We start from the raw sequence: 13,794 nt of genomic DNA on the forward strand, positions 1-13,794 counted from the left end.
ATGTCAATTCTAAATTTTTTATGTATAACAGTTTTTTATCATAAGGATACAATTCATTAAAAAGTAATAAATCATTGAACGTATCTTTATTTTCTAATAAATATTCATACAATTTATCTATACTTATTTTGTTAGTAAGAAACTCATATTCATTTTCATCATAAATATTTTTCAAACTATATAATCCACTCTCATAATTTTTTAACAATGAATGTAATCTTTCTTCTAACTGCATTGAAATCACACCTTAGAACAATATTATTTAAATTATAGCATTTTTAATAAATTTATATCATGCTTTCGATCTTGATCTTCTAAATGTTCTGTGATATAATATTTAAACGTATTAAAGTACAGGTGATGAACATGAAAAAACTTAGAGTGGCAGAGCTTTTTGCTGGTGTTGGTGGTTTTAGGCTCGGTCTTGAAAATACAAATAATAATTTATTTGAAATAACATGGGCAAATCAGTGGGAGCCTAGCACGAAAGCGCAACATGCTTTTGAATGTTATACTCATCATTTTAAAACTGGCATCCATTCAAATGAGGATATTGCCGAAGTAACTGATGAAGAAATGGCGAGTACAAGTGCAGATATCGTTGTTGGTGGATTCCCTTGCCAAGATTATTCAGTTGCAAGATCTCTTAATGGTGAACTAGGTATTTCTGGTAAAAAGGGCGTTCTTTTTTGGGAAATTGCTCGTTTTATACAAAATACTTATCCAAAATATTTAATTTTAGAGAATGTTGATAGATTATTAAAATCTCCTTCTAAACAACGTGGACGAGATTTTGGAGTCATGCTATCAACGTTAAACGAACTTGGCTATGACGTCGAATGGCGAGTCATTAATGCTGCTGAATATGGGAATGCTCAGAGAAGAAGACGTGTATTCATATTTGGATATAGACGAAATATGTCTTATGCTGAGTCTCTCACTTCATTTTCCGATGATGATATTATTTTCAAAGAAGGTTTATATGCAAAGCAGTTCCCTGTAGAAAGTAAGCCGAATAAGAATCGCATAAATAAAACAGAACTATCTCATGATATCGTTAATGTCTCTGACACGTTTCAGTTCCAGTTTTGGAATTCAGGAATAATGAGAGATGGGCAGATTACAACAATCGACACTACCCCAATAAAAGAGACACCTGTTACATTAGGGGAGATCCTAGAAGAAAATTACGATAAAAAATATGTCATTACTGGTGATAAACTAGAGAAATTTAAATATCTTCGTGGAAGTAAAAAGATCGAACGTGTGACACCTACAGGTCATAAATATTATTATACTGAAGGTGGCATGAGTGAGACAGACGCACTAGACTTACCTGGTAGAACAATGTTAACAAGTGAGGGTTCTGTAAATAGAAGTACCCACATCGTTAAAACTAATAATGAAATTAGACAACTTACGCCGGTAGAAGCAGAAAGATTAAATGGATTTCCTGATAATTGGACAGACATGCTCCCAGAGAGAAGAAGATTCTTCATGATGGGAAATGCATTAGTGATTCCAATAATTACAAGAATTGGAAATAGAATTGAAGAAATCGAACAAGAGTTTGAAGAAGATGAGACTCAATTAGAATTATTTTAAGTTCAGCGTGAGCTGGACTTTTTTTATTTTATTAAAATTAAATAATGATAAAATATATATAAAAAATCTAATGTGGTGAGTGCTATGTTTAAGTATGAAACGATAGACGATTTAGTGAGTTACGCTAAAGAAGCAGAAGGTAAAACGTTAAAAGAAATTGATAAGAATGATATGTTTGAGAGCAAAAACATAAAAGGAAAAGTCGGAACAATTATAGAAGAAAGTTATTTCGGTTATCCATCGAACTCTGCAGCGGAAGCTGATTTTGCTGATGTCGGGGTTGAACTAAAAACAACGGGCGTTATTCGACAAAAAAGCGGTAAATTAGCTGCAAAAGAACGCCTCGTTTTAAATATAATCAATTACGAGACTGAAGCATTTAAAGACTTTTATACATCATCTTTCTGGCTTAAAAATAATAAACTATTAATTTTCTTTTATTCTTATGTTCGTAACGCAGATAACAAACCAGACTACCGAAACTTTGAGATTATAAAAACAATCCTTCATGAATTTAATGACACAGATTTGGAACTTATTAAAAAAGACTGGGAAATCATAAATAATAAAATAAAAGCGGGCCTTGCGCATGAACTATCAGAAGGTGACACTAACATCTTAGGCGCATGTACAAAAGGTGCAAGTGCTAAAAGTGTAAGATCGCAGCCATTTTCTGACATTGATGCGAAACAACGTGCATACTCTTTAAAACAAGGATACATGTCCGCACTAGTTAGACAATACATAGACAATGAAAAGTTAATCTCTTTCACTTCTGCTGAACAGCTTAAAAACAAATCATTCGAAGCTTTACTACATGATTATTTTGATGTTTATATTGGTTGGTCAACAAAAGACATCGCTAAAAGATTAGGTGTTGAATTATCCACAGCTAAAAATAAAAACGCGTTACTAATTAGTGATATTTTAGGTATAACTGGAACCAACCTAAATAAAATTGAAGAATTCTCGAAGTTAAATATTAAATTTAAAACAATCACTTATAGTAAAACTGGCACATTACCTGAAAGTATGTCATTTGAGAATTTAAACTTCGAAGAAATTTATAATGAAAACTTTGATGATTCATCTTTAAAAGAACAAATGGAATCTATTAAGTGGCTTTTTGTTGTTTTTCAAAAGGACGAAAATAATGACACAATTTTTAAAGGTATAAAACTTTGGAACGTTCCTGAAGAAATTATTGATAATCAAATACGTGATCTATACGATTATGTCAAACAACAAATGCTTGATAAGAATGTCGTTACTTACGATCAAAATGGAAAAGAGATAATAAACTTGCCGAAAACAGCTTTCAATGGAGTGTGTCACGTTAGACCAAAAGGTGCTAATAGAGCTAAAAGCATGATTACACTACCTAATGGAGAAAGCATACCAAATCAATGTTTTTGGTTTAATGCTGCTTTCATTAAAAATATTACACAAGAGCTGATATAAATTTATTCCAGCAATTATTAAATAATTGCTGGAATATTTTTTACTAAATTCTTTTCTCAACATAAAAAAAGCCGCATGCTTACGCATACGACTATTTCTTAAGTCTCTTCGCTTGTTCTTCCTTCACCGCTTCAAGCACCTCTCTATTCTCTAACAATTCAAGTCCTGTATTCGCGAGTGCTAATACCGCTTCTTCCATCGCTTTAAATCCGTCTTCAGTAATCGTTTGTTCTCTGAATTCTGGCGTATGTGCTTTTACTCCAGGACAGTTCATGCCGACGTATGGATGGAGTGCTGGTATTCTATGTGAGATGTCTCCAATGTCTGCACTTCCTGATGATTTTTCTTTTTTATTGATTGGACGATCTGTAAATTTCTTATGATGTTTTGTAAAAAGCTCTGACAGTGTGTCGTTTGGTATTAAGTTGTTGTAACTTAGCTCGTAGTTTGATATTACGACTTCTGTACCTGTTATTAGTGCTGCACCTTTCGCAACGTTTCTAATTTTTTCTACGACTTCATCTAAATAGTCTCTTTCGTTTGCACGAATGTAGAATTGTGCCGTTGCGTGTTCTGGGACGATGTTTGCTGCGTGTCCGCCGTTATTGATAATGCCGTGTATTCTCACGTCATCTTGGACATGTTCTCTGAGTGCGTTGATACCGCTAAATAGTTGAAGGACACCGTCTAATGCGTTGATTCCTTCTTCAGGGTTTCCTGCCGCGTGTGCTGCTTTTCCGTAGAAGTCAAATTGTAGCGCGTCCATTGCGAGCATGTCTCCACTTTCTGATGAGACGTCTGACGGGTGAACCATTAGTGCGACGTCCATATCGTCAAATATACCTTCTTCTGCCATCGGTACTTTTGCACCGTTCGTTTCTTCTGCTGGTGTTCCGACGACAACGACTTTTCCTCCTGTTTCATCTACATGTTTACTTAATAGAATACCTGCACCGATACTCATATTACCAATTAAGTTATGTCCACACGCATGTCCTAATCCTTTTAGTGCATCGTATTCAGCGAGATAACAAATTGTCGGACCTTCTTTTTCACTATCATAAGTTGCGATAAATGCTGTCGGACGATTGACGATGTTTGTTTCAATTAAAAAGCCATGCTTTTCTAATTCACTCGTTAATAAGCGCATCGCACGATATTCCTCATCCCCAAGTTCAGGATTTCTATACATATCAATCGCATTATGTTCTAAATCTTTTTTTATCGTTTCGTAATCTTTTAACCCAATCATGCTATAACTCCTTTACACAATCCATCAGTGTAAAATAACTATTCGCTAAGTACAACTTGCGCAATCAGTTGATCGATTTCACGGATGTTAATTTTCTTATCTAGTTTTATTTTAATTTTACCTACACGCGTCCATAACTCGAGTTCCGCATTTAAATCCATTAGTTTCCCTGCGTTTTCTGTAGACCACATGTATATTGAATTATATGGTAATGAATATACCTCTACTTTTTTACCAGTAATTCCTTGAGAATCTCTAAAAATAATTCTTTTTGATGTAAATGTAACACTATCTCTAAATGTTTTATATGCCACGATAAACTTTTCATTCGGTAGCATAATTTCTTGAACTTCTTTCGCTAAATCACATTTTTGAAACAGTGTAAAATCTGGTATTTGCATAATACATCCTCTTTTCATTTGTTAAATTTAATTAATTATACAACATAAAAAGTAACTGAGTATTTAAAACACAAATAAATGTGCGATTGTGACAAATATTGCTGCGAGTAAGTACTGAATAAGGATAATCGGCAGTACGAACTTCGCCCATTTTGTCCATTCAATTTTTGCGATTGCTAAACTCGCCATTAATACACCACTTGTCGGTGTAATTGCGTTTGATATACCGTCACCAAGTTGGAATGCGAGTACTGCTGTTTGTCTCGATACGTCTGTTAAATCAGATATCGACGACATAATTGGCATCGATAGTGCTGCTTGACCGCTTCCTGACGGTACTAAGAAGTTAAGTCCACTTTGAGTTAGTAACATTCCAAGTGCGGATAATAACGATGGTAATTCGTTAATTGAGTTCGCAACAGCGTTTAAAATCGTATCGATTGTCATACTTTCTTGAAGGATGACGAGTACCCCGTATGCAAATCCTACGACTAATGCTCCAGGAACTAAATCTTTACATCCATCGATAAAACTATCTGCAATTTCGTTGTAGTTCATTTTACCAATGATTCCTGCAATAACTCCAAATAATAGGAAGAGCGATGCGATCTCCATAATGTACCAACCAAATTTAGTCACACCGATTGCTAAAAATAGAATCGTGAGTGTAAATATGACGAGAATGATTTTTTGGCGTAACGTAAACTCTACATCCTTTAATGCGTACGTTTCTTCTTGGAAGTTCGATAAGTCGATTTCTTCTTCGTCTAGTTTACCGGCTTGTCTTAACTTAGCGACTTTTTTCGCTTTATACATCACCCATGCGATTGTGACACTAACCATCACAACCCACATAATCATACGGTAACCTTTACCAGAGAATAACGGTAACTCTGCGATACCTTGTGCGATACCAACTGTAAATGGGTTTAAAAATGCTGTAGTAAACCCGGCAACTGACCCTAATATTACAATCGATGCACCGATCATTGGGTTATACCCAAGACGAATTGCGAGCGGTACTAATATAAATAGAAACGGAATCGTCTCTTCACTCATTCCAAATGTCGCACCACCGAGTGCAAAGAGTACCATGATAATTGGAATGAGTAAGAACTTCTTGTCTTCCATCTTATAAACGAGTCGCTCTAATCCGTTTTCTACTGCCTGAGTTTTTGATAAAATCCCGAACGCGCCTCCGACGATAAATATAAAGAATATAATCGGAGCAGCGTTTTCCATTCCTTTAAATACCGCTTCAAATATTCCAAATAACGTCGCGTTTTCTGCTTCTACACTTTGATATGTACCTTCAACAACTAACGTTTGAACGTTACCATTTACTTCTTTTTCTACACGCTCAAAGCTACCTGACGGAATAATATAACTGACAGCTGTTGCAAGTATGATCAGTCCAAATAACAACGCAAACACGTTTGGGAATTCCCATTTTTTCTTTTTTATACTTTCATTATCCATAACCTTCACCTCTTAAGCTCTTTATATTTGTTAATTATACATGTCTTTTCATAAAAAACCATAATGACTGATAATAAAAAAATCCGCACATCTAAGATGCGCGGATTATATAGAATTTATTCATATAATTCGATTAACGATTTTACGTACTCATCTGCTGCGAGTAAAGCATTCGCCACGTCTTCTTTTGTATACTTTACACGCATCTCGTGAATCGTTTCGCCTTCTGCTGTTGCGAGCTCTCCAACTTTTAATAAATCTTCATATGACGCATCGCCTAAGTGTAATTCTTCGAGTGTCGTTGGTAATCCAAGTGTTTGATAGAGTGATACGTAGTTGTCGATTTCATCGATATCTCTATTTTCTAAAATAAGTTGTGTTAACGTACCGTATGCAACTTTTTCACCGTGAGTAAGTTCGTGAATTTTACCATCTAGTGCTGTGAATCCGTTATGGATTGCGTGTGCAGCTGCAAGTCCACCACTTTCAAATCCTAAACCACTTAATAGTGTGTTTGCTTCTACGACGTCTTCTAATGATTCTGTTACAACTTTCGCACGGTTTGCTGCAATCGCAAGTTCTGATTTTTCAAATAGTGTGTCGACACATTTTTCTGCGATTGCTTCTGCCGCGAGTGACGTTACTCCACCTGCCATCGTGTTACCTTTTGCTTCGATGACTGCACGTGCTTCAACGTATGTTGCGAGTGCATCTGCGATTCCTGAAGCGAGTAAACGCTCTGGAGCGTTCGCTACGACTGCTGTATCGACTAATACTAAATCTGGATTTTTATCATAGAAGATGTACTTTTCAAACGTTCCTTCGTCTGAGTAAATGACCGATAATGCAGATGTTGGTGCGTCTGTAGATGCGATTGTTGGTAATACCGCAACACTTACTGCCGCTTCATCTGCAACTGCTTTACCTGTGTCGATCGTCTTACCGCCACCAAGAGCGATGACAAAGTCACATTCTTCTTTCGTCACACGTTCAGAAATACGTTCGATTTCTGACGTCGATGCTTCACCGTTAAATAACTCACGTGTTACATTAAATCCATTTTCATTTAAATAATCGTGAAACTTTTTACCGACAATGTCATAAACAACGTCATCACATAATAGTAACGGTGCTTCACCAAGTGCTTCTAAATGTGTCTTACTATTTAGTAAGGCATCTTTTCCTTGAACGTATTTCGCTGGACTAATAAATACTTTTTCCATTCATACAACTTCCTTTCAAATTTTATAAATATCTTGATGTATATATTAATTTTTAATGTACAGTGTTTTATGAAACATCCTTTTCAATTTCAATCGTGCCGTCTTCGTTAAACACATACTCATCGTCTTTCGTTCTAAAACCGAACTTTTTATAAAAACGAATCGCGTTGATTAACGCACTACCGACAATTTTATCCGCTTCTTTTACGTACTCATCTTCTAACACGGTCTCCATAATTTTACGACCGAGCCCTTCACCACCGTGATCTGGGTGAACGTATACGAGTTTAAGTGTCGATACACCGTCAACCGGTTTTGAAATACCGCCACTTGCAATTAGATTTCCTTCTTTTTCAATAATATAAACATGTGTGTCTTTTGCTTCTTTTCTATAATAGTCTTCTTTTTGTTCATCTACCCACTGCTCGATTAACTCATCGGGATATGTTTCTGTATTTACTTCTCGCATCGTGATATTTACTAAATGCATTAATGATTCAATATCTTTATCTTCAAGTCGTCTGATTATCATCTGTCGACTCCTTTCTTATTAAACTTATAGACGTATCTCAATGTTTTTAAACCAAAAATTTTAGAAATAACTGTTTTTTGTTGACACAAAGTGAGTATGATGTGTATAGTGTATATAGAGTATATATACATTATTATTTTAGATTGGAGATGCAGCTATGAATATTCTCATTGACAATACGAGTAAAACTCCGATTTACGAACAAATTGTAAATCAAATTAAGGAGAGTATTATACACGGTGAGCTTAATGAAGGCGATGCGCTACCTTCAATGAGGAAACTTGCTAAAGATTTAAAAGTAAGTGTCATCACGACAAAACGTGCATACGAAGAGTTAGAAAACGAGGGATATACGTACTCCGTTGTTGGAAAGGGGTCATTTGTTAAAGAACAAAACCTCGAGCAAATCCGTGAAAGAAAATTAAAATTACTCGAGGAGATGATTGACGATGTCATTCAAAATAGTAAATCTGTCAATTTATCGAAAGATGAGTTGTTCGAGTTAATTAACATTTTATATGAGGAGTGATAATGATGAATCAAAATGCAATTGAACTTAAAAACGTAACTAAACACTACAAAGATTTTTCGATTGAAGATTTAAATTTAAATATTAAAAAAGGTTTTGTCACAGGATTTGTCGGACGAAACGGTGCTGGTAAATCGACGACGATTGAAATGATTATGAACTTAACACGACCAAATTCTGGTGAAGTTAAAGTATTTGGTTTAGATATGAAAGATAATGAAAAAGTGATAAAGAACAGAATTGGTTACGTCGATGCAGCTAATGATTATATGGAAAACTTTAAACTAAAAGATATTATCAAATACGTATCAAGAACGTATACAAACTGGGACGAAGAGGCGTGCATTCACTATATAGAGAAATTTAATTTACCTTTAAACAAAAAACTTAAAGACTTCTCTACAGGAATGCGTGCAAAAGCAACGATTGCGATTGCGTTATCTCATAATACAGAACTGTTTGTTATGGATGAACCAACGACAGGTCTCGACCCAGTTGTGAGAAGAGAAATTATAGAAACATTAAGAGAGATTATGGTAAATGAAGATAGAACTATTTTATTTTCAACGCATATTACCGAAGATCTTGAAAAGTTAGCAGACTACATCGTCATGATCGACGACGGTGAAATTATACTAAACACTTCTAAAAATGATTTAGCTGAGAATTACTTTATCGTTCATGGTAGTAACGACTTATTAGATAGAGATACAGAATCATATTTTACATCGATTAAAAAAGGTGACGTGAACTTTGAAGCTTTAACTCAATCACCAAAAGAAGTTGAAGCGGTGTTTGGTGACACTATAGTGATACAACCCGTAAAAATCGATGATGTCATCTACCACTTAAAGGGGGAGAAATAAATGTTAAATTATATGATCAGAGATATTAAAATTCAAAAGAATTACTTATATTTTTTACCTGTACTCATTGTATTTCTACTTTTCATGAAGACACCTGTAAATACGATTATCGCAGTTGCAATGGTATATATTCCGGTAAACGCGGTTTATTTACTCGCTAAGTCAAATATCAATCATTTTGATTTAACACTTCCTATTGCGAGAAAGGATATCGTGAATTATAGATATATCAGTACGATAGTATACGCAATTTTTGGTGGATCACTATTTGCTTTAATATTTAAAATTATCGGCTTTGACGTATCACTTCTAGACTTAGAGTTTGCCTTACAGTTAACGTTATGGCTTTCAATAGTGTTTTTCCCATTAAACTTTGCACTTACTACAGAGAAAGCTTTACTCATCTCAGTGTATGTCGTATTCTCATTATTTATGCTACAAGCAGTGTTCTTTGGATATGCGGTGGAAAACATACAACAACTAGATAAAAGCGATAATCCATTCACGCTCATGATACACCTCGGATTTGTTTTAGCTTGTGTACTCTTTGCTGTCACTTGGCTACTTAGCTTATTTATTATTAAAAGAAAGGATATTTAAATGTAGAAAGAGCTACTCTATACAATTAGAGCAGCTCTTTTACATAGACTTATTCATTGAGTACAGGGATTCTGTATGTTTTTTGTTCATAAATTTTCTCATAACTATTCATTTATGTAATTTATAGTTTAAAGTATAGTACAATGTTTTTTAGAGTATAATTGATAAGAGAACAGAAAAATTTATACAAAAAAAGACCGAAGAATAAATCTTCGGTCTTTTATAACGTGAATTAGTTTTCGCGTTTCTCTTTGATACGTGCTGCTTTACCACGTAAGCTACGTAAGTAGTATAATTTCGCACGACGTACGCTACCTTTACGAGTCACTTCGATTTTATCGATTTTTGGTGTGTGAACAGGGAATGTTCTTTCTACTCCAACACCGTAAGAGATTTTTCTTACTGTGAATGTTTCAGAAATTCCACCACCACGGCGACGAATAACTACACCTTCGAACACCTGGATTCTTTCACGTTCACCTTCAGTGATACGTACGTGTACTTTTACTGAGTCCCCAGCTCTAAACTCTGGTAAGTCAGTTTTAAGTTGTGACTTTGTAATGTCTTGTAATAATTGTTGTGACATTTAAATTCTCCTCTTCCTACCAACCATCTTATATAGCATCTATACAGCGGATCGTTGTGATTTTTCGTCCTCATAGACTTATTCATATTACCATATTTAATTGGTCGATTCAACTTATTTTTTATTTTTTAATAAATCTGGTCGTCTTTCTTTTGTGCGTTTTAACGATTCCTCTTCTCGCCACTCTTCGATTTTTTTATGATCTCCACTCAGTAATACGTCTGGTACTTTCATACCTCGATATTCTCTTGGTCTCGTGTAATGTGGATGCTCGAGCATACCTGTTGAAAAGCTGTCGTTTTCGTGACTTTCTTGTTGAATGACTCCAGGGATGAGACGAACGATGGCGTCTGTCATTGCCATCGACGCAATTTCTCCTCCCGTTAATACGTAGTCCCCGATTGAAACTTCATCAGTTGCGAGGCTTCGTATACGCTCATCATATCCTTCGTAATGTCCGTTTATAAAAACGATGTTTTCTTCAGTAGATAATTCTTCAGCAAACTGTTGATCGAACGGTCTCCCGGACGGACACATGAGTAATACGCGTGCGTTTTCTAAATGTAATGATTCAAACGCTTCGTATACTGGTTCTGGTTTTAAGACCATACCAGCACCACCACCGTACGGATAGTCGTCGACTTGATTATGTTTGTTGTTTGCGTAATCTCTAAAGTTAATCGTTTTATAACTCACGATACCTTTGTCATTTGCACGCTTTAAAATTGATGAACTTAAAATACCTTCATACATTTCAGGAAATAATGTTAAGTAGAATATGTTCATAAATCTAACAGCCCTTCAATCGGTTCTATTTCAATTCGTTTACGCTCGATATCAATGAGTTTAATAAAGTCGTCTACGTTTGGAATCATATACTTATCAGATACGACAAAGACGTCTTTACTACCAGTTGGGATAATTGACGTCACTTCTCCTAAAGTTTCGTTATTGTCTAAGTTTATTACTTCACAGCCGATAATATCTTCATAATGATATTGCCCTTCTGGTAGTTCAATATCAATCGCATCTAGTGCTTGATACACTGTGTGACCTTTTAAATGTTCTACGTCGTTTAAATTTGTAACTCCGTCGAACGTTAACATATGAAAGTTTTTATGTTTACGATAACGCGTGATTGTATATGTTTCGTTGTTAATCGTCACTGTTTTACCGACCGCAAATCGTTCGTTCGTAAAATCACTACTACTTAAAATTTTAACTTCACCACGGACACCGTGGAAATTTACTAATGTTCCAATATCAATCATCGTGATTCCTTTCCGAATAAAAAAACACACCCGTGTCGGATGTGTTTTTACTCTACGTCAACAAACACTCTTACTGACGGGTCATCATTTGCTGCTGTCATGATCGTACGCACTGCTTTAATGGCACGACCACCTTTACCAATGATTCTGCCAATGTCTTCTTCATGTGCATTAACAGTATAGACCACTTTTCTATCTTCAGTCGTCTCAGTAATCGTAAGACTCTCGGGATGACGAACGATAGGTTGTAAAATCGTTTGGAGTAGCTGTTTCATAATTATTTACCTTGTTTCGCGTTATGGAATTTTTCCATAAGACCACGTTTACTGAAAATAGAACGTACAGTGTCTGAAGGTTTTGCACCTGTTAACATCCACTCTAATGCTTTTTCATCATCTAATTTAACGTTGTCTTCTTCTTTTAATGGGTCAAAGTAACCAAGTTGCTCGATAATACGACCATCTCTTTTTACTCTTGAGTCCGCAACTACGATTCTGTAGAAAGGATTTCTTTTAGAACCCATACGAGTTAATCTGATTTTTGTTGCCATTTATATACACCTCTCATGTTCAAAATTACTTATATAATAATAACAGATGATTTTAACATTGTAAAGAGGTTTTCCTTTACAATTTTAAAAAGGTAATCCCATGCCGCCAAATGGGTTTTTACGCTTTCCTTTTTGATTTGTAAATTGCTTCATCATCTTTTTCATTTCGTTAAATTGTTTTAATAAACGGTTCACTTCTTGAAGTGATCGACCTGACCCTTTAGCGATACGACGCTTTCTTGAGATGTTTAATTTCTCAGGATTCTCGCGCTCTTCCATCGTCATTGAACGGATAATCGCTTGAACGTGGTCGATTTCTTTACCGCTCATTTTTACTTTATCTAACCCTTTAATTTTGTTCGCACCAGGAAGCATTTTGATTAGCTCATCAAGTGGTCCCATATTTTTCACTTGGTCCATTTGATCTAAAAAGTCGTCTAACGTAAACGAATTTTCTTTTAACTTTTGCTCGAGCTTTTCTTGCTCTTCCATGTCGACGTTTGCTTGCGCGCGGTCGATAATCGATAAAATATCTCCCATTCCGAGAATTCTGCTTGCCATACGCTCTGGATGGAACGGTTCTAGACCGTCTAGTTTTTCTGATACCCCGATAAATTTAATCGGTTTTTCAGTGACGCTACGAATTGAAAGTGCCGCACCACCACGAGTGTCCCCGTCTAACTTTGTGAGTGTCACTCCTGTGATGTCTAGTAAATCGTTAAACGATTCAGCGACGTTCACTGCGTCTTGACCTGTCATCGAGTCGACGACGAGCATAATTTCGTCTGGATTTGAAATTTCTTTAACGTTTTTTAATTCGTTCATTAAGTCTTCGTCGATGTGTAAACGACCGGCTGTATCGATGATGACTGTATCTAAATGTTCTTCTTTAGCGTACTGCATCGCGTTTTCTACGATTGTTTCGACTTTTTCTTTGTCTCCCATTGAATAGACTGGAATGTCTAATTGACGACCGATCGTTTGTAACTGATCGATCGCAGCTGGACGGTAAATGTCTCCCGCAACGAGTAATGGTTTTTTGTTATGTTGTTTACGTAACAGTAACGCGAGCTTACCCGCAGTCGTCGTTTTACCTGCCCCTTGTAATCCGACCATCATAATAACTGTCGGTGGTTTTTTTGCTAAATTGATTTTCGCATTTTCTCCACCCATTAACGCTGTAAGTTCTTCTTGTACGATTTTAATGACTTGTTGGCCTGGCGTTAATGATTTCATGACATCTGCACCTTCAGCACGCGCGGACACATCTTTAATAAACTGACGAACAACTTTAAAGTTAACGTCTGCTTCAAGAAGTGCTAAGCGTACTTCACGCATCATCGTTTTTATATCTTGTTCTGTGACTTTACCTTTACCTTTAATATCATCTAAGATACTTTGAAGCCTTGAACCTAATCCTTCAAATGCCACATTAATTC

At 35.7% G+C, this 13,794-nt stretch carries 17 protein-coding genes; 5 read left to right on the plus strand and 12 right to left on the minus strand.

Features of this window, described 5'->3' with window-relative positions:
- A partial coding sequence (locus tag BBS29_RS02620; protein ID WP_218836831.1) for a hypothetical protein occupies window positions 1-235 on the minus strand: 235 nt, incomplete at its 3' end.
- Window positions 236-366: 131 nt separating this feature from the next.
- Between BBS29_RS02620 and dcm the strand changes: the two genes are divergently transcribed.
- Together dcm and BBS29_RS02630 are read left to right on the plus strand one after the other, a co-directional pair.
- A complete protein-coding gene (dcm, locus tag BBS29_RS02625; protein ID WP_068128786.1) occupies window positions 367-1,605 on the plus strand; it encodes a DNA (cytosine-5-)-methyltransferase in 1,239 nt (412 codons plus the stop codon).
- An 84-nt stretch (window positions 1,606-1,689) separates the two neighbouring features.
- Complete coding sequence (locus BBS29_RS02630) at window positions 1,690-3,066, plus strand: Sau3AI family type II restriction endonuclease (protein ID WP_068128789.1); 1,377 nt, start codon at window positions 1,690-1,692, stop codon at window positions 3,064-3,066.
- A 91-nt stretch (window positions 3,067-3,157) separates the two neighbouring features.
- Here the strand turns inward: BBS29_RS02630 and BBS29_RS02635 are convergent, their stop codons facing one another.
- The 5 genes from BBS29_RS02635 to BBS29_RS02655 all read right to left on the minus strand — a co-directional run bounded on the left by BBS29_RS02635 (window position 3,158) and on the right by BBS29_RS02655 (window position 7,953).
- The gene (locus tag BBS29_RS02635; protein WP_068128791.1) at window positions 3,158-4,318 is read right to left on the minus strand and encodes a M20 family metallopeptidase; all 1,161 of its coding nucleotides are present in this window, start codon (window positions 4,316-4,318) and stop codon (window positions 3,158-3,160) included.
- Between the two features lie 38 nt (window positions 4,319-4,356).
- Window positions 4,357-4,719: a PH domain-containing protein gene (locus BBS29_RS02640; protein WP_068128793.1), complete on the minus strand. Its 363-nt coding sequence runs from the start codon at window positions 4,717-4,719 to the stop codon at window positions 4,357-4,359.
- 63 nt (window positions 4,720-4,782) lie between these two features.
- Window positions 4,783-6,198 (minus strand): YfcC family protein, encoded by a 1,416-nt coding sequence (locus BBS29_RS02645; RefSeq protein ID WP_068128794.1) that lies wholly within the window; start codon window positions 6,196-6,198, stop codon window positions 4,783-4,785.
- Between the two features lie 116 nt (window positions 6,199-6,314).
- On the minus strand, window positions 6,315-7,421 hold the full coding sequence (locus BBS29_RS02650) for a glycerol dehydrogenase (RefSeq protein WP_068128796.1): 1,107 nt from the start codon (window positions 7,419-7,421) through the stop codon (window positions 6,315-6,317).
- A gap of 67 nt (window positions 7,422-7,488) precedes the next feature.
- Window positions 7,489-7,953 (minus strand): GNAT family N-acetyltransferase, encoded by a 465-nt coding sequence (locus BBS29_RS02655; protein WP_068128798.1) that lies wholly within the window; start codon window positions 7,951-7,953, stop codon window positions 7,489-7,491.
- 157 nt (window positions 7,954-8,110) lie between these two features.
- Between BBS29_RS02655 and BBS29_RS02660 the strand changes: the two genes are divergently transcribed.
- The 3 genes from BBS29_RS02660 to BBS29_RS02670 are packed head-to-tail and all read left to right on the plus strand — an operon-like array spanning window position 8,111 to window position 9,948.
- Window positions 8,111-8,482, plus strand: coding sequence for a GntR family transcriptional regulator (locus BBS29_RS02660; protein ID WP_068128799.1), 372 nt, complete (start codon window positions 8,111-8,113; stop codon window positions 8,480-8,482).
- A 2-nt stretch (window positions 8,483-8,484) separates the two neighbouring features.
- A complete protein-coding gene (locus tag BBS29_RS02665; protein ID WP_257009076.1) occupies window positions 8,485-9,348 on the plus strand; it encodes an ABC transporter ATP-binding protein in 864 nt (287 codons plus the stop codon).
- Window positions 9,349-9,948 (plus strand): ABC-2 transporter permease, encoded by a 600-nt coding sequence (locus BBS29_RS02670; RefSeq protein ID WP_068128802.1) that lies wholly within the window; start codon window positions 9,349-9,351, stop codon window positions 9,946-9,948.
- Window positions 9,949-10,180: 232 nt separating this feature from the next.
- On the opposite strand, the gene rplS is transcribed toward BBS29_RS02670, so the two are convergent.
- The 6 genes from rplS to ffh form a co-directional block, all read right to left on the minus strand.
- Window positions 10,181-10,534 (minus strand): 50S ribosomal protein L19, encoded by a 354-nt coding sequence (gene rplS / locus BBS29_RS02675; protein ID WP_040929189.1) that lies wholly within the window; start codon window positions 10,532-10,534, stop codon window positions 10,181-10,183.
- 114 nt (window positions 10,535-10,648) lie between these two features.
- Window positions 10,649-11,320 carry a tRNA (guanosine(37)-N1)-methyltransferase TrmD gene (gene trmD / locus BBS29_RS02680; RefSeq protein WP_068128804.1) on the minus strand — a complete coding sequence of 224 codons (672 nt, stop codon included), beginning with the start codon at window positions 11,318-11,320 and terminating at the stop codon, window positions 10,649-10,651.
- The gene (gene rimM / locus BBS29_RS02685) at window positions 11,317-11,805 is read right to left on the minus strand and encodes a ribosome maturation factor RimM (protein ID WP_068128805.1); all 489 of its coding nucleotides are present in this window, start codon (window positions 11,803-11,805) and stop codon (window positions 11,317-11,319) included. The genes trmD and rimM overlap by 4 nt, the downstream gene beginning before the upstream one ends.
- Window positions 11,806-11,852: 47 nt before the next feature.
- The gene (locus BBS29_RS02690) at window positions 11,853-12,080 is read right to left on the minus strand and encodes a KH domain-containing protein (protein WP_040929192.1); all 228 of its coding nucleotides are present in this window, start codon (window positions 12,078-12,080) and stop codon (window positions 11,853-11,855) included.
- 2 nt (window positions 12,081-12,082) lie between these two features.
- A complete protein-coding gene (gene rpsP / locus BBS29_RS02695) occupies window positions 12,083-12,355 on the minus strand; it encodes a 30S ribosomal protein S16 (RefSeq protein WP_040929193.1) in 273 nt (90 codons plus the stop codon).
- An 84-nt stretch (window positions 12,356-12,439) separates the two neighbouring features.
- A complete protein-coding gene (ffh, locus tag BBS29_RS02700; RefSeq protein ID WP_068128807.1) occupies window positions 12,440-13,786 on the minus strand; it encodes a signal recognition particle protein in 1,347 nt (448 codons plus the stop codon).
- Window positions 13,787-13,794: the final 8 nt, after the last annotated feature.

The sequence above is a fragment of the Nosocomiicoccus ampullae genome (assembly GCF_001696685.1).
Classification (GTDB): domain Bacteria; phylum Bacillota; class Bacilli; order Staphylococcales; family Salinicoccaceae; genus Nosocomiicoccus; species Nosocomiicoccus ampullae_A.